24 protein-coding genes are annotated in these 22581 nt (G+C 41.0%); 21 read left to right on the plus strand and 3 right to left on the minus strand.

Going from position 1 to position 22581, the window contains the following annotated elements; all coding sequences use genetic code 11:
- Positions 1–36: 36 nt before the first annotated feature.
- The 8 genes from ABC255_RS04790 to ABC255_RS04825 all read left to right on the plus strand — a co-directional run bounded on the left by ABC255_RS04790 (position 37) and on the right by ABC255_RS04825 (position 8859).
- Positions 37–1224, plus strand: coding sequence for a GTP-binding protein (locus tag ABC255_RS04790; RefSeq protein ID WP_412991711.1), 1188 nt, complete (start codon positions 37–39; stop codon positions 1222–1224).
- A 30-nt stretch (positions 1225–1254) separates the two neighbouring features.
- On the plus strand, positions 1255–1404 hold the full coding sequence (gene rpmG, locus ABC255_RS04795) for a 50S ribosomal protein L33 (RefSeq protein WP_412991712.1): 150 nt from the start codon (positions 1255–1257) through the stop codon (positions 1402–1404).
- 167 nt (positions 1405–1571) lie between these two features.
- Positions 1572–1805, plus strand: a complete 234-nt coding sequence (locus ABC255_RS04800; RefSeq protein ID WP_412998483.1) for a CsbA family protein — start codon at positions 1572–1574, stop codon at positions 1803–1805.
- A 256-nt stretch (positions 1806–2061) separates the two neighbouring features.
- Positions 2062–4041, plus strand: a complete 1980-nt coding sequence (uvrB, locus tag ABC255_RS04805; protein ID WP_412991714.1) for an excinuclease ABC subunit UvrB — start codon at positions 2062–2064, stop codon at positions 4039–4041.
- A 7-nt stretch (positions 4042–4048) separates the two neighbouring features.
- Complete coding sequence (gene uvrA, locus ABC255_RS04810) at positions 4049–6925, plus strand: excinuclease ABC subunit UvrA (protein ID WP_412991715.1); 2877 nt, start codon at positions 4049–4051, stop codon at positions 6923–6925.
- 91 nt (positions 6926–7016) lie between these two features.
- Positions 7017–7334, plus strand: coding sequence for a magnetosome magnetite crystal formation protein family (locus ABC255_RS04815; RefSeq protein ID WP_412991716.1), 318 nt, complete (start codon positions 7017–7019; stop codon positions 7332–7334).
- Positions 7335–7368: 34 nt separating this feature from the next.
- On the plus strand, positions 7369–8484 hold the full coding sequence (locus ABC255_RS04820; RefSeq protein ID WP_412991718.1) for a DUF4097 family beta strand repeat-containing protein: 1116 nt from the start codon (positions 7369–7371) through the stop codon (positions 8482–8484).
- A gap of 15 nt (positions 8485–8499) precedes the next feature.
- The gene (locus ABC255_RS04825) at positions 8500–8859 is read left to right on the plus strand and encodes a phage holin family protein (protein ID WP_412991719.1); all 360 of its coding nucleotides are present in this window, start codon (positions 8500–8502) and stop codon (positions 8857–8859) included.
- Between the two features lie 29 nt (positions 8860–8888).
- Here the strand turns inward: ABC255_RS04825 and ABC255_RS04830 are convergent, their stop codons facing one another.
- From ABC255_RS04830 to nagA, 3 genes are read right to left on the minus strand one after another with little or no spacing between them, the layout of a single operon-like run.
- Positions 8889–9611, minus strand: a complete 723-nt coding sequence (locus tag ABC255_RS04830) for a GntR family transcriptional regulator (RefSeq protein ID WP_412991720.1) — start codon at positions 9609–9611, stop codon at positions 8889–8891.
- 23 nt (positions 9612–9634) lie between these two features.
- Positions 9635–10360 (minus strand): glucosamine-6-phosphate deaminase, encoded by a 726-nt coding sequence (gene nagB, locus ABC255_RS04835; protein WP_412991721.1) that lies wholly within the window; start codon positions 10358–10360, stop codon positions 9635–9637.
- 4 nt (positions 10361–10364) lie between these two features.
- Positions 10365–11543, minus strand: a complete 1179-nt coding sequence (gene nagA / locus ABC255_RS04840) for an N-acetylglucosamine-6-phosphate deacetylase (RefSeq protein WP_487247429.1) — start codon at positions 11541–11543, stop codon at positions 10365–10367.
- Positions 11544–11864: 321 nt separating this feature from the next.
- On the opposite strand from nagA, the gene hprK reads away from it, so the two are divergent.
- From hprK to hisIE, 13 genes are all read left to right on the plus strand, one after another.
- A complete protein-coding gene (gene hprK / locus ABC255_RS04845) occupies positions 11865–12797 on the plus strand; it encodes an HPr(Ser) kinase/phosphatase (protein ID WP_412991723.1) in 933 nt (310 codons plus the stop codon).
- A 20-nt stretch (positions 12798–12817) separates the two neighbouring features.
- The gene (gene lgt / locus ABC255_RS04850) at positions 12818–13648 is read left to right on the plus strand and encodes a prolipoprotein diacylglyceryl transferase (RefSeq protein WP_412991725.1); all 831 of its coding nucleotides are present in this window, start codon (positions 12818–12820) and stop codon (positions 13646–13648) included.
- 18 nt (positions 13649–13666) lie between these two features.
- Positions 13667–14620 (plus strand): nucleoside recognition domain-containing protein, encoded by a 954-nt coding sequence (locus ABC255_RS04855; RefSeq protein ID WP_412991726.1) that lies wholly within the window; start codon positions 13667–13669, stop codon positions 14618–14620.
- A complete protein-coding gene (gene ppaX / locus ABC255_RS04860; protein WP_412991728.1) occupies positions 14610–15257 on the plus strand; it encodes a pyrophosphatase PpaX in 648 nt (215 codons plus the stop codon). Before ABC255_RS04855 ends, ppaX begins: the two co-directional genes overlap by 11 nt.
- Positions 15258–15259: 2 nt before the next feature.
- Positions 15260–15799 carry an acyltransferase gene (locus tag ABC255_RS04865; protein WP_412991729.1) on the plus strand — a complete coding sequence of 180 codons (540 nt, stop codon included), beginning with the start codon at positions 15260–15262 and terminating at the stop codon, positions 15797–15799.
- A 224-nt stretch (positions 15800–16023) separates the two neighbouring features.
- The gene (locus tag ABC255_RS04870; protein WP_412991731.1) at positions 16024–17187 is read left to right on the plus strand and encodes an ATP phosphoribosyltransferase regulatory subunit; all 1164 of its coding nucleotides are present in this window, start codon (positions 16024–16026) and stop codon (positions 17185–17187) included.
- Position 17188: 1 nt separating this feature from the next.
- Positions 17189–17827, plus strand: coding sequence for an ATP phosphoribosyltransferase (gene hisG, locus ABC255_RS04875; RefSeq protein ID WP_412991733.1), 639 nt, complete (start codon positions 17189–17191; stop codon positions 17825–17827).
- 1 nt (position 17828) lies between these two features.
- Positions 17829–19100: a histidinol dehydrogenase gene (gene hisD, locus ABC255_RS04880; protein WP_412991735.1), complete on the plus strand. Its 1272-nt coding sequence runs from the start codon at positions 17829–17831 to the stop codon at positions 19098–19100.
- Positions 19101–19122: 22 nt separating this feature from the next.
- The gene (gene hisB / locus ABC255_RS04885) at positions 19123–19710 is read left to right on the plus strand and encodes an imidazoleglycerol-phosphate dehydratase HisB (protein WP_412991736.1); all 588 of its coding nucleotides are present in this window, start codon (positions 19123–19125) and stop codon (positions 19708–19710) included.
- A complete protein-coding gene (gene hisH, locus ABC255_RS04890; RefSeq protein WP_412991738.1) occupies positions 19711–20361 on the plus strand; it encodes an imidazole glycerol phosphate synthase subunit HisH in 651 nt (216 codons plus the stop codon).
- Entirely contained in the window at positions 20333–21055 is a 723-nt protein-coding gene (gene hisA, locus ABC255_RS04895; RefSeq protein WP_412991739.1) for a 1-(5-phosphoribosyl)-5-[(5-phosphoribosylamino)methylideneamino]imidazole-4-carboxamide isomerase, read from the plus strand. Before hisH ends, hisA begins: the two co-directional genes overlap by 29 nt.
- On the plus strand, positions 21052–21813 hold the full coding sequence (gene hisF, locus ABC255_RS04900; protein ID WP_412991741.1) for an imidazole glycerol phosphate synthase subunit HisF: 762 nt from the start codon (positions 21052–21054) through the stop codon (positions 21811–21813). Before hisA ends, hisF begins: the two co-directional genes overlap by 4 nt.
- The gene (gene hisIE, locus ABC255_RS04905) at positions 21810–22427 is read left to right on the plus strand and encodes a bifunctional phosphoribosyl-AMP cyclohydrolase/phosphoribosyl-ATP diphosphatase HisIE (protein WP_412991742.1); all 618 of its coding nucleotides are present in this window, start codon (positions 21810–21812) and stop codon (positions 22425–22427) included. Before hisF ends, hisIE begins: the two co-directional genes overlap by 4 nt.
- Positions 22428–22581 lie beyond the last annotated feature (154 nt).

Here is a 22581-nt window from a genome sequence, read left to right on the forward strand (position 1 = left end):
CGTAATGGTTTTGATTTAAAAAACGAGGTGGAAGAAATGACGAAAAAAATACCGGTTACTGTACTAAGTGGATACTTAGGTTCAGGGAAAACAACATTATTAAATCATGTATTAACAAATCGTGAGAGCAAGCGAATTGCAGTCATTGTGAATGATATGAGTGAAGTGAATATTGATGCTTCGATGATTAAACAAGGAGTTTTTTCTCGAACAGATGAGAAACTTGTAGAGCTTCAAAACGGATGTATCTGCTGTACTTTAAGAGAAGACTTAATGATCGAAGTAGAAAGGCTTGTTCAAGCAGGTAATATTGATTATATCTTAATCGAATCATCTGGAATTTCTGAGCCTGTTCCTGTTGCCCAAACATTTACATACGTAGATGAAAGCCTAGGCATCAACTTATCTGATTATTGTAGGCTTGACACAATGGTAACAGTAGTAGATGCAAATCGTTTTTGGCATGATTTTGCTTCAGGCGAAAGCTTACTTGATCGTAAGCAAGGAAACGATGAATTAGATACTCGTGAAGTGGTCGAATTATTGATTGATCAAATTGAATTTGCCAATGTGTTGATTTTAAACAAGATTGACTTAGTGGAGAACGAGAGTGTTCACGAACTGAAAGCCGTCCTGCAAAAGCTAAATCCTGAGGCGAAAATCATTGAAAGTGCTCATGCCAAAGTAGCATTAAGTGAAATTTTGGATACCGGGTTATTTGATTTTGAAGAGGTAAGTCAAGGTGCCGGCTGGATTAAAGAGCTATTAGAAGAACACACTCCTGAAACAGAAGAATATGGTATTTCCTCATTTGTATATCGCAAAAAGAGACCATTTCATCCTGAAAGATTGATGCAGTGGTTAGAGGATTGGCCAGTAGATGTTGTTCGAGCCAAAGGCTTCTTCTGGCTGGCATCGAGAAATGATATGACTGGTATGTTATCACAAGCAGGACCTTCTATTATCATGCATGGTGCTGGTGAATGGCTTGCAGCATATCCTGAGGAAGAACAAAAGCAAATCCTTATGGAAGAACCAGAACTCCTGGAAAAATGGGATGAAGAGTTTGGAGATCGGTTGACAGAGCTTGTATTCATCGGTATTGAAATGAATCAAGAGGAAATTGAGGCTTCGTTAGATCCATGCTTATTAACAAATGAGGAAATGAAATTGGACTGGACTGGATTTTACGACCCACTTCCTCCATTTACAGTTAGTGCGTAACAAAATAATCTAAAAAACAGAGGAAAAATCATGAGAGTAAAAATCACATTAGCGTGTACAAAAACAGGCGACCGCAATTACATTACCACTAAAAATAAGCGAAACAACCCAGACCGCATTGAATTAATAAAATATTCACCACGATTAAAAAAACGCACCTTACATCGTGAAACGAAATAATCATCATACAGAACCCTAGATAGTTGCCTTAGGGTCTCTTAAAAAAGAGCGGATAATTGCCTCTGAGACAAGAGAGTTGAATCTCTTGTCTTTTTTTGTTGCAATTTTATGAATTAATTTTTAAAATAAATAAACAGAAATGTATAAATGAGGTGTACCCATTGGAAATGGTCATTAGATACTTGTCGGCGTTTATTTTGCCAGGATTGCTCGTTTTACTTTTTACCCGGGTCACTTATAATCGATATATTGGCCTCGCCTTAACCGTTGGCCTCATTGCAGCTTCTGTTTATAAAGGCTATACAAACACATTCCCACTTATCGTTGTCGACGCTTTTTCGCTTACAGTTGGATTCTGGCTGGCTGTAAAAATGAAACCACGAGTCTTTAAAAAAACGTAAACAATCAACTTAGATGTTAAGTCTGTCAATCAATGGCAGGCTTTTTTGCCTTTTGCGAGTAAAATAGGGGTTTCCGCGAGCAATATCCAAATTCTATAACAAAATCGAATGTTCGTTCGCATATTAGTGGTTTGTTTTTGGGGAATTGTGTTAGAATGATACTATTAGAAATTCAGGGATACATTTTCTAGCACCATCCCGGCCACTTGCACGTTTCTTTGCTAGAAAGTGACTATATAAATCGGGAGGGAAGTTTGTGAAGGATCAATTTGAATTAGTTTCGAAATATTCACCGCAGGGCGATCAGCCGGAAGCGATTCGGCAGTTAGTTCAGGGGATTAATGAGAATAAGCGATATCAGACATTGCTTGGTGCCACTGGAACAGGTAAGACGTTTACTGTTTCAAACGTGATAAAAGAAGTAACCAAGCCGACACTCGTCATCGCTCACAATAAAACCTTAGCGGGACAACTTTACAGTGAGTTTAAGGAATTTTTCCCAAACAATGCTGTTGAGTATTTTGTCAGTTACTACGATTATTTTCAGCCGGAAGCCTATGTTCCTTCGACAGATACATTTATTGAAAAGGATTCAAGCGTCAACGATGAAATTGATAAGCTCCGCCACTCAGCGACCTCATCGTTGTTTGAGCGCAAGGATGTCATCGTCATTGCCAGCGTATCGTGTATTTATGGTCTCGGTTCACCGGAGGAATACCGAAATATGGTGCTGTCGCTCAGGAAAGGGATGGAAATTGAGCGCAATCATTTGCTGCATCGGTTAGTTGATATCCAATATGAACGAAATGATATTGATTTTAAACGCGGTACCTTTAGAGTCCGAGGGGATGTCGTTGAAATTTTTCCAGTTTCACGAGATGAACATTGCATTCGGGTTGAATTTTTTGGTGATGAAATCGAACGCATTCGTGAAGTAGATGCCCTAACAGGAGAAATTATCGCTGAGCGTGAGCATGTAGCAATCTTTCCGGCATCTCACTTTGTGACCGGGGAAGAGAAACTAAATAAAGCCATCGAAAACATTGAAAAAGAACTCGAAGAACGTCTTGCAGAACTGCGGGAAGATAATAAATTGCTCGAAGCACAGCGGCTTGAACAGCGAACACGTTATGATCTCGAAATGATGAGGGAGATGGGCTTTTGTTCAGGGATTGAAAACTACTCTCGGCACTTAACACTTAGACCATCTGGTTCAACACCATATACGCTGATAGATTACTTCCCTGAGGATTTTTTATTAATTGTCGATGAATCCCATGTTACCCTGCCGCAAGTAAGAGGGATGTTCAATGGTGACAGGGCTCGGAAACAGGTACTTGTTGACCACGGTTTCCGATTGCCTTCAGCGCTTGATAACCGCCCGTTGACCTTTGATGAATTTGAAAAACATATTCATAATGCTATCTTTGTATCAGCAACGCCAGGTCCTTTTGAGCTAGAGCATACACCGGAGATGATTCAGCAAATCATTCGGCCAACTGGATTGTTGGATCCAACGATAGAGATCCGTCCGATTGAGGGTCAAATCGACGACATCATTGGTGAAATACAGGATCGAATCAAGAAAAATGAACGTGTGCTTATTACGACTCTAACAAAGAAAATGTCAGAGGACCTAACGGACTATTTAAAAGAAATTGGCATTAAAGTTCAATATTTGCATTCCGAAGTGAAAACACTCGAACGAATTGAAATTATTCGCGAGCTTCGGCTCGGCAAATATGATGTCCTCGTCGGAATTAACCTGCTCAGAGAGGGACTGGATATTCCTGAGGTTTCGCTTATTACGATTCTCGATGCCGATAAGGAAGGCTTCCTCCGTTCGGAACGTTCATTAATCCAAACCATTGGCCGAGCAGCTCGTAATGCCAATGGTCATGTCATATTGTATGCGGACAAAATAACAAATTCGATGGAAATCGCGATTAATGTAACAAGAGAACGTCGCAAAATCCAGGAAGAATATAATAAAAAGTATGGAATTACTCCTATGACGATTCAAAAGGGAATTCGCGAGGCTATTCGTGCCACCCATGCTGCTGAGGAACAGGAAGATTACAAACCAGCAGCATCCTTTGGTAAGATGTCGAAGAAGGATAGAGATAAGCTGATTGCTACAATGGAAAAAGAAATGAAAGCAGAAGCAAAAGCGCTTAATTTTGAACGTGCAGCTGAGCTTCGTGATTTATTATTAGAGTTAAAAGCGGAAGGATGACGTAACCATGGCGATGGATAAATTGATTGTTAAAGGCGCCAGAGCCCATAACTTAAAAAATATAGATGTCACCATTCCGAGAGATAAGCTTGTTGTTCTAACGGGACTTTCTGGTTCTGGAAAGTCCTCACTTGCTTTTGATACGATTTACGCAGAAGGGCAGCGCCGTTATGTTGAATCACTGTCTGCCTATGCAAGACAATTCTTAGGGCAAATGGATAAGCCAGATGTTGATTCCATTGAAGGATTATCTCCAGCGATTTCTATCGATCAGAAAACAACAAGCCGGAACCCCCGTTCAACGGTAGGGACGGTGACGGAAATTTATGATTATTTGCGATTACTTTTTGCCCGTGTAGGCAGACCAACTTGTCCAATTCATAATATCGAAATCTCCTCGCAAACGATTGAACAAATGGTAGACAGGGTCATGGAATATCCAGAACGTACGAAAATGCAAATCTTGGCTCCAGTAGTTTCCGGAAGAAAAGGAATGCATGTAAAAGTATTAGAAGATATAAAAAAACAAGGATTTGTTCGTGTTCGAGTTAATGGAGAAATGCTCGACCTTGGTGATGAAATTGTTTTAGATAAGAATAAAAAGCATTCCATTGAGGTTGTTATCGACCGTATTGTTGTTAAAGAAGGGATTACCGCGAGGATTGCTGACTCTCTTGAAACTGCCTTACGCCTCGGAGAGGGAAAGGTAATTGTTGATGTCATTGGTGAAGAAGAACTTCTTTTCAGTGAAAACCATGCATGTCCTCTTTGTGGTTTTTCAATTGGAGAGTTAGAACCACGTATGTTCTCGTTCAATAGCCCTTTTGGTGCATGTACGGAGTGTGATGGGCTTGGTTCAAAGCTAGAGGTAGATGTTGACCTTGTTATTCCGAATAAGGAATTAACATTGAAACAGCATGCCATAGCTCCCTGGGAGCCAACAAGCTCGCAATATTACCCTCAGCTGTTAGAAGCTGTTTGTAATCATTATGGTGTCGATATGGACATGCCGTTTAAAGATATTCCTCAACACCTTATCGATAAAGTTCTTTATGGCTCCAAAGGTGACAAAGTCTATTTCCGCTATGAGAATGATTTTGGACAAATTCGTGAAGGTCATATTGAATTTGAAGGTGTCATACGGAATGTAGAACGCCGTTATAAAGAGACCAGCTCTGATTGGATTCGCGAGCAAATGGAGAAATACATGGGTGAGCAGCCTTGCCAAGTCTGTAAAGGTCATCGGTTGAAGAAAGAAACTTTAGCGGTGTTAATTTCTGGCCGCCATATTTCTCACGTAACAGGGTTATCTATTGAAGAAGCACACCACTTTTTCCGTGAACTCATCTTAACTGAGAAAGAACAGCAAATTGCAAAATTAATTTTAAATGAAATTAACGAGCGCCTCGGCTTTCTAATGAATGTTGGACTTGATTATTTAAGTCTAGGTCGTGCGGCTGGGACACTTTCCGGCGGAGAAGCACAACGGATTCGTCTTGCCACTCAAATCGGATCTAAGTTAACAGGAGTCCTTTACATTTTAGATGAACCGTCCATTGGACTTCATCAGCGTGATAATGACCGTTTAATCGGAACACTTCAAAATATGCGTGAAATCGGAAACACGTTGATCGTGGTTGAACATGATGAAGACACCATGCTTGCGGCAGATTATTTAATCGATATCGGGCCAGGCGCTGGGGTGCACGGGGGACAAATTATTTCAGCTGGTTCGCCCGCAGAAGTAATGGCAGACCCTAATTCGTTAACTGGTCAGTATCTATCAGGTAAAAAGTTTATTCCGCTGCCAATCGAACGACGTAAGCCTGATGGAAGGTATATCGAGATAAAAGGTGCTGCTGAGAACAATTTGCGAAATGTGAATGTGAAGATTCCACTAGGGATGTTTATTGCGGTAACGGGTGTTTCAGGATCAGGGAAAAGTACCTTAATCAATGAAATCCTTCTTAAAACACTATCCCAAAAGCTTAACCGTGCCAAAACAAAGCCTGGTGAACATAAGGATATCTTGGGTATGGAGTATTTAGACAAGGTAATCGACATCGACCAATCTCCAATTGGCAGAACACCTCGTTCTAACCCGGCAACCTACACAGGAGTATTTGATGATATACGTGATTTGTTTTCGACCACGAACGAAGCAAAGGTCCGCGGTTATAAAAAAGGACGGTTTAGCTTTAATGTCAAGGGCGGCCGCTGCGAGGCATGCCGTGGCGATGGAATTATCAAAATTGAAATGCATTTCCTGCCTGATGTCTATGTGCCATGTGAGGTTTGCCAAGGCAAACGCTATAATCGTGAAACACTGGAAGTGAAATATAAAGGAAAGAGTATCTCTGAAATTCTTGATATGACCGTAGAAGCGGCAGTAGAGTTTTTTGAGAATGTTCCTAAAATCAGTCGAAAGCTGCAAACCATTAAAGATGTTGGTTTAGGGTATATTACACTCGGTCAGCCTGCTACCACCCTTTCCGGCGGGGAAGCACAGCGTGTGAAGCTGGCGTCTGAGCTTCATAAACGTTCAAACGGTAAATCTTTCTACATTTTAGATGAACCGACAACAGGACTTCATGTCGACGATATTTCCAGATTATTAGTCGTCCTCCAGCGTCTTGTTGAAAATGGTGACACCGTTTTGGTCATTGAGCACAACCTAGATGTCATCAAAGCAACAGATCATCTCATTGATCTTGGACCAGAAGGTGGAGACAAAGGCGGTACCATTGTCGCTACAGGAACACCGGAAAAGGTGGCTGAAATACCAGCATCTTATACAGGCAGATACTTAAAACCAATACTAGAGCGTGATCGGTTACGAATGAAAGAACAAATACACGAAAAAGAAACCATTGGAAAAAGCTAAAACGATTTGCGTTTTAGCTTTTTTAATTGTAAAAAATTTGAATCTTTCTCTTATTCCATACGTAAATAACGAGTAAGGGGAGTGATGAATGATGGATACAAGAAAAGTTCTTTCAGGATTAAGTTACTTTAGTATTTTCTTTGCAGGAATTCTTTTTCCGCTTGTTGTCATGTTTGCTTCTGGGGATAATGTAACCAAAAGTCATGCGAAAAAAGCATTTTTATCTCATTTAATACCATTAATTCCAGCACCACTGCTACTATTCGCTATATTTAGCGATATAAATACTATTAACAATGAAGGAATACCTGTTTTTACACTCGTGACAGCTGGGATTATGGTTTTAGTTAGTCTAATTGTCACTATCTGGAATGTGATAAAAGGCGTAAAAGCCTTGATGATGGAATAGGATTTTAAAGAATAAAATTTTTGGGGTGGTAATAATGAAGGAAGAACGTAAAAGGATTTTAAAGATGGTGGAAGAGGGAAAGCTGAACGTTGACGAAGCCTTGACTTTATTAGAGGAGCTTGAGAAAGCTGGTCAAACAATGGAGCAAAAGCAGGAACAAATCGCTCAAGAGATATCAACAGCTTTCAAATTTGAAGAGGCAAAAAAAGAAGAAGCCGCGCAAAACAAAGTTCACTCCACAAAGGAAAAGATTTTTGATTTTGTTGACACAGCTTTGAAAAAATTTAAGGACCTTGATTTTGATTTGAATTTCGGTCAGTCCGTAGAAATTTCGCACATCTTTCATCAGGGCGATGTATACTTACGTGATATAGATATTGACCTGGCCAACGGGTCACTTAAATTGGTGCCTTGGGATCAAAACGATGTGAGGATCGAGTGTCAGGCAAAAGTGTACCGTGTAGAAAATACTGACAAAGCCCGGGAAAACTTTTTGAAGGATGTTTTGTTTGCAATAGATGGTCAAAAGTTACGGTTCATGACACAGCAAAAATGGATGAAGGTCGATGCTGTGGTTTATGTTCCTCAGGCAGAATATGAACGCGTTCGTGTTAGAATGTTTAATGGTCCGATTTCAGGTGAAGAATTAACGATCAGTGATCTTCGAATGAAAACGGCTAATGGAAAAATTGAATTATCACGCTTAAATGGTAAAAAGGCAGAAGTCGAAACAGCCAATGGCCATATTACATTGCAAACCAGCACGTTTGATAATCTTGAGGTAGAAACAATCAACGGTGCCATCAAGCTTGATGGTGATTTTAGAAAGGTAGAAACACAGACATTAAATGGGAATACTACCTATAACCTAACCGGAAATCGGTGTGAATTAATTGCTGCTAAAGCGACTACAGGCGGAGTTGATTTGTTTATTCCCGATGGAGTGGCGGCAAGCGGTGAGTTAAAGACAAACCTTGGCGGATTCAATATTAAGCTTGATGGAATTCAGGTACTTGAGGAAAAAAGTGAAATGATTCAAAAAATGCTTCGCTTTCAATCCGTTCATCATCCTGACCGCATGTTAAAGATTTTTGTCGATACAAAAACTGGATCCATTACACTTCATAAATCCGATGAGGTAAACAATTAATAGGAGACATGTTAAATGAAATGGTTGATTGGAATCTTAATAAATGCGGTATTGTTTATGGCAATAGCGGGCTATTTTTCTGAGAGTTTTGTATTAGAAGGCTTTGCTGCTGCAATTAGCGCAAGCTTCTTGCTCTCGATCATTAATATTATCGTCCGACCCATTTTAATTATTTTAACCTTACCGGTAACAGTTTTAACATTAGGGTTTTTTCTGTTTGTCATTAATGCGATAACCCTAGAAATAACCGACTACTTAATGGGTGATTCCTTCGAAATTGCAGGATTTGGAATGGCGCTGCTGGCAGCGGTTATCATGTCGATTGTTACGCTGGTTCTAAATAAAACGATCCTTAAATCCTCCAAGGAAAAATAGTAGAAGCAAATGGTCAGACCATTTGCTTTTTACCGTTTCATCGTATGAACAAAGCGATACCGGTCTGCACGAAAAGTAGATTTAACCAACTCGAATGGAACTTCATTTTGTAGATAAGATATTCGCTCGATCAAGAGAATTGGATCCCCAATATTAATTCCCAGTGGTTCTGCATCATGACTACTGGCAATAGAAGCTTCGATTTCTTGCGTTGCTTCACTTATCGAGAGAGATAGATGTTCCTCAATGTATTGATAGAGAGAGAGGTTGCTGTTTTCCTCTGTCAGGCCCGGAACAAGCTCAACTGGAATATAGGCAGTTTCCAGTGCCATTGGGGCACTATCGGCTAACCGAATCCGCTTGATTTTATAAACATAGTCATTTTCTTCAATTCTTAGGTCAATAGCTGTTTTTATATCAGCTGGGATGATTTGGAAGGATAAAAGGGTGCTGCTTGGACTCATTCCTCTTGAAAGCATGTCTTCAGTAAAACTCGTCATACCCTGCAATTCTTGCTCAACCTTTTTCTTATTAACAAATGTCCCTCTGCCTTTTTGTCTTTTTAGATAGCCTTCCGAGACCAAATTGTTGATTGCTTGTCTAACTGTCATGCGGCTTATTTGAAACGTTTGCGCATATTCTCTCTCCGAAGGAATAACAGCCTCTTCCACTAAAAGACCATTCTCTATTTGTTGTTTAATGTACTCTTCTAGTTGATGATAGATGGGAACCGGTGAATTTTTATTTATCATCCAAACACTCCTTGCGAAAAGCACTAGATATATTTTAACGCATCTCTATCTGCGATTACAGTAACATTTTGATGGTGTTTTAATGCAGAAGCAGGGAATTCTTCGCTTATTTCTCCCTTCATAAACTTAAGAAGTGCTTCTGCTTTTCTTTCTCCTGATGCTAGCAGCAGAATTTCCTTGCTTTCTAGTATGGAAGCAATGCCCATTGTTATGGCTTGTGGTGGCACATCTTCAAGAGAGTTAAAAAATCTTGAATTTGCCTCTCTCGTATTTTTGGCTAGCGTTACGATATGAGTCCGGCTGGAAAAGGGTGTACCTGGTTCATTAAAACCTATATGCCCATTTTGCCCAATTCCCAGAATTTGAAGGTCGACCCCTCCAACCTCTTTTATTAGCTGTTCATAGCGAAGACATTCCTGTTCTAAATCACCCGCTGCTCCATTTGGAATATGCGTATGATTTTCATGGATATCTAGATGATTAAACAAATTTTGTCCCATAAAATAATGGTAACTATTAGGGTCCTGTGCCTTCAACCCAATATACTCATCTAAATTGATAGATTTCACCTGGTGATAACTTGTCCCGTTTACCTTATGGTCTTGGATTAAATAATCATAAACACCTTTTGGTGTGCTTCCGGTGGCCAAGCCCAGCGTTAAGCCTGGGTTAGAGTGGATTTTATCAATAATGATTTTTCCAGCCTCTAAGCTCATTTCTACATAATTTTCAGTGCGAATTAGTCTCACGTCATTACTCCTTTTTATATGCTATTTCCCCGCGGCAGAAGGTCATGTCCACTTGATATTCATTCGAAAGAATAGTTATATCGGCATCTTTTCCAACCGAAATGCTGCCTTTTCGGTCATATACGTTTAATTGTTTGGCAGGATTCACACTTGCCATTTGAACAGCTTGTGTTAACGTTATCTCTGCTGCTTCCAGGATGTTTTTTATTGAATCGTTCATTTTCAAAATACTGCCGGCAAGTGTTCCGTCGGCGAGAAGTGCCTTTCCATCTGCAACAGTTACATCTTGTCCGCCAAGATCATAAACCCCGTTTTTAAGGCATTTAGCCCTCATGGCATCTGTTATTAAAACACAGCCCTCTGTACCTTTAGCATTAATAACCAGCTTCATTACCTCAGGCACCACATGAATTCCATCTGCAATCAGTTCAACCATTAGTTCTTTAAAAAGAAGTGCCGATCCTGCAACTCCAGGTTCGCGGTGGTGTATCCCACGCATGCCATTAAACAAGTGTGTCACCTGTTTCGCCCCTGCTTGAACTGCCTTTTCCATTTCCTCGTATACCGCATCACTGTGACCAATTGAAGCAATCACACCTGTTTCATGCAAATAGGTGACAAAGTTTATCCCATTCTCTAGTTCAGGAGCTACGGTTACCAACTTAATACTGCCCTCTGCAAGTTCCTGCCAGTGCTTAAATAATTCAATATCAGGATCCATAATGTACTCCATTGGCTGTGCACCGGCACGTGTTCTATTAATAAATGGTCCCTCTAAATGAACACCGAGTACTTCTGCCTTACCAAAGTCATTATGACCTTTAAGATAGTCTGCTGCATTTATTAAGGCGATTTCAATTTTTTCATGTTCTTGGGTAATGGTTGTCGCTAAAAAGCTGGTGGTGCCTTCAGCAGGGAGTGCTTTAGCCATTGTTTCTAACGCATGTATTGTCGCATCCATTGTATCAGCACCTGCGGCACCATGAATGTGCACGTCTATAAAGCCAGGAACCACAGTTTGATCCTCAGCAATTTCAATTTTTTTTACAATGTTTAAATGGGAGGGAAGGGAATTAATAGGACCGATCTCTTGGATTTTCCCATTTTCTATAAAAACATAAATAGATTCTGCCACTTCATTTTCTAGGACGGCTTTGCCATGAACCATTAAAAGTAGGCTCAACATCTTCATCTCCATTTCAAAGTATGACCTCTATGAGATTATTATAGTTTTAAGTGGAATAGTTGTCTATACCAGTTCTGCATCATACTCTTCTTTATTTTTCCTATAACTAAAGAATGTATGAAAAAATGAATATCCTTCTATTTGGTTATGAAAATAAATTAAATAGTGCTAAAATAGGAAGAAATTAAAGTAAATTTAAAAATATATTATCTGTCTAGCTGCAGCGCCTGGGGGCTCGGGTCATAAGCCCCGAGGGGAAAATGAACTTCTTTTCCCCCTGGACAGGCGCTTCGGCTTTTCTGGTAAGGAGGAAAACTTTTGCCAAAGGTACGCACGAAGGATATTTTTGAAAGACTTCAACTGGAATTGATTAGCGGTGAAGAAGGAATTAATCGTCCGATTTCGACAAGTGATATTTCGAGACCTGGAATTGAAATAGCTGGATACTTCGAATATTACCCTGCAGAACGAATTCAATTATTAGGGAAAACTGAGCTTTCCTTCTTTTCAGAGTTACCAGAAAATGAACGTATCTCAAGAATGGACCGTTTATGTACAGATATTACACCTGCGATCATCGTTACAAGAGGTTTAGATGTACCGAAAGAGCTTATTGAAGCCTCAGAACGTGAATCTGTCCCAGTACTGCGTTCAAATATGAAAACAACTCGTTTTTCAAGTCGTCTAACGAACTTTTTAGAAAGTAAACTCGCACCAACAACGGCAGTTCATGGAGTTTTGGTAGATATCTATGGAATTGGCGTTTTAATTACTGGAAAAAGCGGCGTTGGTAAAAGTGAAACGGCATTGGAGCTCGTTAAACGAGGGCACCGCCTTGTGGCTGATGACTGTGTTGAAATTCGTCAGGAAGACCAGGATACGCTCGTTGGAGCTTCGCCAGATTTAATTGAGCATTTATTAGAAATTCGCGGACTAGGAATAATTAATGTCATGACTCTTTTTGGCGCTGGTGCTGTGCGCAGTCATAAACGAATTACGATGGTCATTAACCTTGAAATTTGGGACGCTACTAAGCAATACGACCGCCTTGGTTTAGATGAAGAAAAGATGAAGATCATTGATACAGATATTACAAAAATAACTGTTCCCGTTCGTCCAGGGCGAAACCTTGCTGTCATCATTGAAGTAGCGGCAATGAACTATCGCTTAAAAAGAATGGGTGTAAATGCAGCACAACAATTTACAGAGCGATTATCCGATGTCATTGAAGATGGAGACCATGATGAATAATTTAATAAAGGAGAAATGGGATGAATTCAACTATACAGCCGCTTGATCCAATTGCATTTAGCTTAGGACCGATTCAAGTGCACTGGTATGGCCTTATTATTGGCTGTGGTTTAGCATTGGCACTGTTTCTAGCGATTAGGGAAGGAGATAAGAGAGGGCTCCCAAAGGATACATTTGCAGATTTAATGCTTTGGGCGATCCCGATTGCCATCCTTTCAGCACGTTTATATTATGTTATTTTTGAATGGGGCTATTATTCCGAGCACCCAGGTCAAATCATTCAGATTTGGAATGGAGGAATTGCGATCCATGGAGCTTTAATTGGATCTGTCCTAACAGCCTATGTTTTTGCTAAAAAGCGCGGGATATCTTTTTGGAAGATTGCGGATATTGCCGCACCTAGTATTATTTTAGGTCAAGCCATCGGCCGGTGGGGGAACTTTATGAACCAGGAGGCTCACGGAGGCGAAGTTACTAGAACTTTTCTCGAAAATCTGCAGCTGCCTGAGTTTATTATTAATCAAATGTATATAAATGGCGCTTATTATCATCCAACTTTTCTATATGAATCGGTCTGGAATATCGTAGGTTTTATTCTACTGATTTTACTCCGACGTGTGAACCTGCGCCGTGGTGAGTTATTCCTATCTTATGTTATTTGGTATTCAGTTGGTCGTTTCTTTATCGAAGGCTTAAGAACAGATAGTTTAATGCTGGGTGGACTCCGTATGGCACAAACGATTTCCATCGCATTGATTCTCTTTGCTGTGTTAATCCTGATTTACCGCAGAAAAAAGAATCTGGCAGAAGACAGATACTTAGATAAAAAGAATCAAGCATTTACGCACTAAGAAGGAGATTTTGGAGAAATGTTTAACTCAATTAAAAAGGGTTTACAGGTGGGGCTTAAAACAACATGGACCTTGGGGAAAATTATTTTTCCAGTAACCCTTATTGTAGCGGTGCTGCAGTATACACCTATCTTGCCGTGGGTTATTAAATTAATAGCGCCGATGATGAAGCTGTTTGGATTGTCAGGAGATGCCGCCATTCCATTGGTTTTGGGGAATTTCCTCAACCTATATGCCTCGATTGGAGCGATTTTAACACTCGATTTAACTGTGAAGGAAGTTTTTATATTAGCTGTAATGCTCTCATTTTCTCATAATTTAATTGTTGAATCAGGCGTTGCTTTGAAGGTTGGGATTAAGCTTTGGCTTGTTTTGGTTACGCGGCTGGGACTTGCATTTGCTTCGGCAATCGTGATTAACCTTGTTTGGCAGGGCGGCGGTGAGACAGCACAATATGGTCTGATTCAAGCAAGAACTGATGAACAAATTACTGGAATCGGTGCTATTTTACTTGCAGCAATTGAAAAAGCGGGGCTTGGGATTCTGCAGTTAGCAATGATTGTCATCCCGCTGATGATTGTCATTCAGATCTTAAAGGATTTGCAATGGCTGAAGAAATTTTCGCAAGGAATGTCTCCGATTACTAGGAGTCTTGGAATGCATGAAAATACCTCTACTACTATGGCGGCAGGCTTACTATTTGGGCTTGCTTATGGTGCAGGAGTTGTCATCCAGGCAGTGGAGGAAGATGGAGTGAGTAAAAAGGATATAACACTCGCTTTTCTTTTTCTGATGTCCTGCCACACGGTAGTGGAGGATACACTTATCTTTATCCCGCTGGGTATTCCGGTCTGGCCACTCTTTTTAATACGGCTGGGTGTAGCCATTATCTTAACTTTGATCGTTGGATTCATATGGAAACGGTCAGGCATCATGAGCAGAAAGGGAGCAGAACCAACCTATGAAAAATAATATAAATACTATTTTATTTGATTTAGATGGAACGTTAATCGATACAAATGAACTTATCATTTCTACTTATTTACACACACTTGAAAAATACTTTCCAGGCAAGTATCAGCGACAAGATGTCCTGCCATTTTTAGGTCCAACTCTTCATGAAGTTTTTGGAGCAATGGATCCCGAGAGAGTGGAGGAAATGGTGTTAGCATATCGCACATACAATCTAGCGAATCACGACGCATTGGTGAAAGAATTTGTAGGTGTGATGGAAACGATTGAGACATTAAAGAAAAAAGGGTATAAACTTGCCATCGTGACGACGAAACGTGAGGATGTGGCTTTTAAAGGGCTTCGCTTGATGAAACTAGATCCGTTTTTTGACGTCATGATTGCTTACGATCATGTGAAAAAAGTGAAACCGGATCCCGAGCCAATATTTTTGGCGCTTGAAAAGTTAGATTCAAAGCCAGAGGAAACCTTAATGGTAGGCGATAATTTTCACGATGTACTAGCTGGGAAAAATGCAGGTACGAAAACTGCAGGTGTTGCTTGGACGATCAAGGGAAGAGATTATCTAGCAAAATATGAACCAGATTACATGTTAGAAAACATGACGGATTTATTAACTATTCTCGGAGAGGGATAAGGATGAGGAAGACCACCCGCTACCCTGTTGAAGGGGCAAATTCCTTGTGGCATGTATATAAAACGGTTCCCTTTTGGAAGGTTGTAAAGAATTTTATTGTCATCCAACTGGCCCGATACACTCCATTTCTTGGGATGAAAAATTGGCTTTATCGTAAGTTTTTAGGGTTGAAAGTCGGCGAGCAAACTTCTTTTGCCTTAATGGTCATGCTTGATGTAATGTTTCCTGAGAAAATCAGTGTGGGAAAGAACACAGTGATTGGATACAATACAACAATTCTTGCCCATGAATATTTAATAAAAGAGTATCGCCTTGGTCCTGTTGATATTGGTAGTGAAGTGATGATTGGTGCGAATTCAACGATTCTACCTGGGGTAACGATTGGTGACGGAGCTATCGTTTCTGCTGGAACACTTGTCCATAAAGATGTACCAGCTGGTGCATTCGTCGGCGGCAACCCTATGCGGGTGATCTATTCCAAAGAAGAAATGGAAAAGCGGTGGGCGGAAGACCCGATATATGGAAAAAAAAATAGTGAATAAAGGAAGCTGGGCTTTTGACCTGGCTTTTTTTTTACATAAAGATGTATCGCCAAAACGCGAGGGAATGACCAATTCTCACGGGTTTCATTCACCAAAGCGCGGGGAAAATCACAAAACTCGCGGAATTATCAGTTTTCAGTTGACGAAGATTACTCAAAAAGGTAAACTTTAATTTATTATCACATTAGCGAACTAAAGGATTCTGAAAATAAAGGATGATTTAAATGAGCCGTTTATTTATGTTTGAAAAGCCTTTAGGCATGAGAGACACGCTTCCGGAACTTTATGAAAAAAAGCACCGTGTACGTACTTTGATGGAGGATGCCATTAAACAATGGGGATATCAATTTATTGAAACACCTACGTTAGAATACTATGAAACCGTTGGAACAGCCTCCGCCATACTTGACTCGGAGCTTTTCAAATTACTCGATAAGGATGGTCATACCCTTGTACTTCGGCCAGATATGACTTCGCCGATTGCGAGAGTCGCGGCATCACGTCTGTTAGAAAATGATCTTCCGCTGCGCTTGGCTTATGCTGGAAATGTTTACCGTGCACAGCAGCGAGAAGGCGGCAGACCAGCAGAATTTGAGCAAATTGGTGTGGAGTATATTAATGACGATACCGTTTCAAGCGATGGCGAGATAATCGCTTTGCTCGTCTCTTCGTTAAAAAAAGCCGGATTGAGCCAATTTCAAGTATCGGTAGGGCATATCGGCTTTGCCCAAGAATTATTTAAGCAGATCCTAGGAACCAATGGACGTGCGAACGCTCTTAGACGGTTTTTATATGAAAAGAACTTTGTTGGTTATCGTGAGCAAGTAAACTCCTATTCCCTATCCTCAATCGATAAGAAGAGGCTATTACAGCTGCTTGAATTAAGAGGCGGCGAAGAGGTAATTGGAAAAGCACTTGATATCGTTGAAGACGGCTATGGAAAAGAATCTCTTATCCAGCTGAAGGAATTGTGGGATGTAATCACAGACTACGGCCTAAAGGATTACGTGAAATTTGATTTTACGATTGTCAGCCATATGAGTTATTATTCCGGAATCTTATTTGAGGCTTATGCCGGGAATGTCGGCTTTCCAATTGGAAACGGCGGTCGGTACGGATTAATCGAGAAATTTGGAAAAAAGGCAAGTGCAACTGGTTTTGCAGTTAGGCTTGATAAACTTTTGGAGGCTATGGGTCCACAAGAGGTCAGCAATACTGTTGAGTGTATTTTTTTCAGCCAGGAACGACGAAAGGAAGCCTTTCAATTGGCTGAAACCATGAAGGCAGAAGGAAAGAAAACCGTTCTGCAAGATATTAATGGTGTGAAGAATCTTGATGCTTTTACAAAAAAGTTTGCCAATACCACCTTTTTAATCGGGGGGGCTTAAGATGAATTCGAAATTAACGATTGCGATGCCAAAAGGAAGAATTTTTGAAGAAGCTTTAGTTTTATTACGGAATGCAGGCTACAAGCTTCCTCCTGAGTTTGATGATTCTCGGAAATTAATTATTGATGTTGAAGAGGAAAACATGCGTTTTATCCTTTCAAAACCAATGGATGTAGCTACATACGTTGAGCATGGGGTTGCGGATGTCGGTATTGCTGGTAAGGATGTTTTACTTGAGGAAGAACGAGATGTTTACGAACTGCTAGATTTAAGAATCAGTGCCTGCTATTTGGCTGTTGCTGGCCTGCCTGGGACTGCGATGAACGATGTTGCACCAAAAGTGGCCACGAAATATCCGAATGTGGCGGCTGCTTATTTCCGCGAGCAGGGTGAACAGGTCGAAATCATAAAATTAAATGGCTCAATCGAGCTTGCACCTTTAATTGGATTAGCGGATCGAATCGTTGACATTGTTTCCACTGGAAGAACGCTTGTTGAAAATGGGCTTGTTGAATATGAACGAATTAAAGATGTGACATCAAGACTTATCGTTAATCCTGTTAGTTACCGGATTAAAGATGAACGAATAAACGAATTAGTGACAAGATTAAGCACCGTTGTCTCCTTGGAGGTAAAATAGTATGAAAATCGTAAAAGTGAATGACCTTGTATCCATCAAACGGTCAATTGAATCGGGTACAACTGAACAGTTAGACGTAGTTAAAAATATCATTTCGGACATTCGAACCTCAGGTGACAAAGCCTTAGGTGATTATACAGAAAAGTTTGACCGTGCAAGATTAGATTCTTTTGAGGTAACTGAAAATGAAATAAATGAAGCCTATGGAAAAGTTGATTCTGAGTTTATCTCCATTGTTCGAGAAGCGGCTGACAATATTAGAAGCTTTCATGAAAAACAATTGCGTCCTTCTTGGATGACGACCGAAGAAAATGGCAGTATTCTTGGTCAAAAAATAACTCCACTTGACTCGGTTGGTGTTTATGTCCCAGGGGGAACAGCAGCTTATCCTTCCTCTGTGTTAATGAATGTCATTCCTGCAAAGGTGGCTGGGGTGAAAAGAATTGTGATGGTATCACCACCGGATAGCGAGGGGAAACTTCCAGCAGCGGTATTAGTTGCAGCAAAAGAAGCAGGAGTGGAAGAAATCTATAAAGTTGGCGGAGCACAGGCGATTGGAGCCCTTGCCTATGGAACAAAGTCAATTGCACCTGTTGATAAAATTACGGGTCCAGGTAATATCTTTGTAGCATTGGCAAAGCGAGAGGTTTTCGGTGATGTGGATATTGATATGATCGCAGGTCCAAGTGAAATAGCAATCATTGCCGATGATTCAGCTCGTGCCGATGAGGTCGCTGCTGACTTGTTATCTCAAGCAGAACACGACCCGCGTGCGTGCAGTGTCCTTGTTACCCCTTCAATGAAATTAGCAGAAGAGGTGGCTGTCGAAGTTGAAAAGCAACTGGCTTTATTGCCGCGAAAGGATATTGCCTCTCGGTCGATTGCGGATTTCGGCGTTATCTACGTGACTTCTTCTATAGAAGAAGCGGTAGAAACTGTTAATCAGCTGGCACCGGAGCACCTTGAAATATTGACTGAGAATGGGATTGAACTGCTTGGGAAAATCCGTCATGCGGGTGCTATTTTTATAGGCAGATTTAGTTCAGAGCCTGTAGGTGATTATTTTGCCGGACCTAATCATGTCTTGCCAACCAATGGGACTGCCCGATTTTCAAGTCCGTTAAATGTAGATGATTTTCAAAAGAAATCTAGTGTGATTATATACAGTGAAAAAGCGTTAAAAGATAATGGAGAAAAAATCGCAAAATTTGCCCGCATGGAAGGTCTTGAAGCCCATGCGCGTGCCGTAGAGTTAAGGCTTAAAAATCAATAATTTATTGCTAGGGGGCTCTTCCATGGAAAGATACACGAAGCTTGAACGAAAAACAAATGAAACCCAAATTAGTTTATCACTAGATATAGATGGCGAAGGAAAGTCTGAACTAGAAACAGGGGTTCCATTCATGAGCCATATGCTCGATTTATTCACGAAACATGGACAATTTAACCTCACCGTCGATGCAAAAGGGGATATTGAGGTAGACGATCATCATACTACTGAGGATATCGGAATTGTTTTAGGACAGGCATTAAGAGAAGCACTTGGTGATAAAAGAGGGATTAAACGCTATGGTAATGCTTTCGTACCAATGGATGAAGCATTAGCTCAGGTGGTTGTCGACTTAAGCAATCGCCCGCACCTTGAAATGCGTGCCGAGTTCCCGAGTGCTAAGGTGGGTACGTTTGATACGGAACTCGTTCATGAATTTTTATGGAAGCTGGCCCTCGAGGCCCGCATGAACCTTCATGTCATTGTTCATTACGGACACAATACGCATCACATGATTGAGGCTGTTTTTAAAGCACTTGGCAGGGCGCTTGACGAAGCAACAACAATTGACCCTCGCATCAAAGGAGTTCCGTCAACGAAAGGGATGTTATAGATGATTGGTATTGTCGATTATGGTATGGGCAATCTGTTTAGCGTCAGTAAAGCCCTTGAACGGTTGAATGCAGATTATTTTATTTCAGGTGACAAAGAGGAACTCCTGCGTGCAGATGCCTTACTGCTTCCGGGTGTTGGCTCTTTCCGGGATGCGATGGAAGTTTTACAGGTCGACGCCATTAAGGAGTTTGCAGCAAGTGGGAAACCACTGCTTGGGATATGCCTAGGGATGCAGCTATTGTTTGAAGATAGTGACGAAAATGGATTTACGAAAGGGCTGGGTTTATTACCTGGTCATGTACGACGTTTTTCTGGCACAAATGCTGCAGGTGAAACCTACAAGGTTCCACATATGGGATGGAATAAGCTTGATTTTGTTAAATCATCTCCACTCTTGGATGGTTTAGAGGAAGATTATGTTTATTTTGTTCATTCCTATTATGTAAGTGCAGAAAACTCAGAGGCGCTGTTGGCAAAAGCCACTTATCATGAAGAAGTTTCTGCTGTTGTTGGCAAAGATAATATATTTGGAATGCAATTTCATCCTGAAAAAAGCAGTAAGCTTGGAATGGCGCTATTGAGTAATTTTCTGAAATTGGTTGAAGAGAGGATAAAGTACGATGACACTGACACTATATCCAGCGATTGATATGCGCGGCGGGAATTGCGTACGCCTCCTGCAAGGTGATTATGATAAGGAAACGATATATGGCGATTCACCTTTTGACATGGCTCGAGCGTTTGCTGAGGATGGGGCAGAATGGATACATATGGTAGACCTTGACGGTGCCAAGGATGGCCAAAGGGTTAATGACCGCTTTGTAATAGAAGCAGCCAAGCAGCTAAAAGTAAATGTCCAAATTGGCGGAGGCATTCGTTCTGAGGCTGACATCCTTCATTATTTAGAAAATGGAATTACGCGCGTGATTATCGGTAGTATCGCTGTTTCCAATCCTGAGTTTGCGATTGAAATGATTCAGAAGTATGGGAAGCAAATTGTTGTGGGGATTGATGCGAAAAATGGCTATGTGGCTACCCATGGCTGGCTGAATACTTCAGAAGTGAAAGCAGTAGAACTGAGCAAACGCTTTGCTGATGCAGGTGCGGAGACTTTTATTTTTACCGATATCGCTACAGATGGTACTCTAGCAGGACCTAATATTGCTGCTGTATGTGAAATGGCTGAGGTTACCGGGAAAACTGTCATTGCTTCTGGCGGTGTGAGTAGTTTAGCAGATTTGCGCGCCCTCAATGCAGAAGGCGTTAGAGGAGCGATTGTCGGAAAAGCCCTTTATGAGAATCGTTTTACATTGAAGGAAGCACTAAATGAGGTGAGAAAATGACACTAACTAAACGTATCATTCCTTGCCTTGATGTAAAAGAAGGAAGAGTTGTGAAAGGTATTCAATTTGTTCAACTTCGAGATGCGGGAGATCCTGTTGAATTGGCTAGATTCTATGATGAACAAGGAGCAGATGAACTCGTATTCCTTGATATTTCTGCATCTGTTGAAGGACGAAAAACCATGGTTGAAGTGGTTAAGTCTGTGGCATCGGAGCTTGCTATCCCTTTTACTGTTGGCGGCGGGATTAATTCTTTAGAAGATATGAAACGAATTCTCCGGGCGGGTGCTGACAAAGTGTCCTTAAACACTGCGGCAGTATTGAATCCGGAACTTATTTCTGAGGGTGCCGGCTACTTTGGAACACAATGTATCGTAGTCGCTATTGACGCAAAGTATGATGAAGAGATTGGGACCTGGCGTGTTTATACACACGGAGGCAGAACTGCAACCGATCGAAAAGTCATTGATTGGGCCAAGGAAGCCGCACGACTCGGTGCAGGTGAAATTTTACTGACAAGTATGGATAGTGACGGCGAGAAAAATGGCTTTGATCTCCAGCTTACAGAAGCGGTAAGTGAAGCTGTGACGATTCCGGTGATTGCTTCAGGCGGTGCTGGAAACGCCAGTCATTTTGAGGAAGCATTTGTAAATGGAAAAGCCGATGCAGCGCTTGCAGCTTCAATCTTCCACTATAAAGAAACATCAGTCCATGAAGTGAAAAGTTATTTGTTAGAGAGAGGAGTGACGGTTCGATGAACATTCGTTTTGATGAAAAAGGGCTTGTCCCTGCGATCGTCCAGGATGCAGAAACAAAAGAGGTATTAACATTAGCGTATATGAATCAGGAATCTCTTACAAAAACGCTGGAAACTGGGGAAACGTGGTTTTACAGCCGTTCTCGTCAGGAGCTTTGGCACAAAGGCGCGACAAGCGGGAACACTCAGTCTGTCGTAAGTGTGAAGTATGACTGTGACCAGGATGCAGTCCTTGTGCTTGTTGAGCCAAAGGGACCTGCATGCCATACAGGAGCTGTTAGCTGCTTCTCTGAGGGTGTAGTTACAGAAAGAACAACCTCTAACTTAGCAGACTATCAGATCTTACAATCATTAGAGAAGTTGATTATCGAACGGGAAAAAGAGCGTCCAGAAGGAGCTTATACAACCTATCTATTTGAAAAAGGCGTAGATAAAATCCTGAAAAAAGTCGGCGAAGAGGCATCAGAAGTCATCATCGCCGCCAAAAACCGGGACAAAGAAGAACTAAAATGGGAAGCCGCCGACCTCCTTTACCACTTACAAGTATTGTTGGTTGAACAAGGCATGCCATTTAAAGAAGTGTTAAAAACATTAGAAGAAAGACATAAAAGATAAAATGGTGCCTGTCACCGCTGCAGCGGTGATTTCACCTAAGGTGAAATCACTTTGGTGACAGGCACCAAATATGCAAAAACACGCTGTTATGCAGCGTGTTTTTGCATATTTGGAATATCTTCCAATGTGCTTGTATTGGTTCTAATCCTTCTCG

The organism is Neobacillus canaveralius (assembly GCF_047237705.1).
Classification (GTDB): Bacteria; Bacillota; Bacilli; order Bacillales; family Cytobacillaceae; genus Neobacillus; species Neobacillus niacini_K.